General features: G+C 67.6%; 1 protein-coding gene. It reads right to left on the reverse strand.

Annotated elements, in window-relative coordinates; all coding sequences use genetic code 11:
* On the reverse strand, positions 1 to 623 hold a 623-nt coding region (locus KUM32_RS36390; RefSeq protein ID WP_217146170.1), incomplete at both ends, for an MMPL family transporter.

The raw sequence follows: 623 nt of genomic DNA on the forward strand, positions 1-623 counted from the left end.
CCAGGGCGCCACGCACCAGCGTGGCGTCCATCAGGACCGCGATGGCGAGCCCCACGCCGATCGCCTTGAGGTAGACGATCCCGGAGATCACGAACCCCAGGAAGACGATGGCGATCAGCAGCGCGGCGGCGGTGACGGTCGAGCCGGTGCGCTCCAGACCGCGCGCGACGGCCTTGGTGTTGTCGCCGGTGAGCTGGTACTCCTCCTTGATCCGGGAGAGCAGGAAGACCTCGTAGTCCATCGACAGGCCGAAGGCGATGCAGAACAACAGCACCGGCACCGTCCAGGTGATGGAGTCGGTGACGACGAAGTCGCCGACGATGCCCTCCAGGTGGCCGTTCTGGAAGCCCCAGACCAGTACGCCGAGGGTGGCGCTCAGGCTCAGGCAGTTGAGCACCAGCGCCTTCAGCGGCAGCACGATGCTGCCGGTGAACAGGAACAGCACGATGAACGAGCTGACCGCGATGACCACGAGCGACAGCGGCAGCCGGTCGTTCATCGAGGTGATCGAGTCGTGCAGCTCCGCCGCCGGGCCGCCCACCCGCACGTCGTACGGGGCGTCGACGGCGCGGATGTCCTGCACGAGCTGGCGGCCCTTCTCGGACAGCGACTGGCTCTTGGGC

This window comes from Streptomyces sp. AC627_RSS907 (assembly GCF_019049165.1).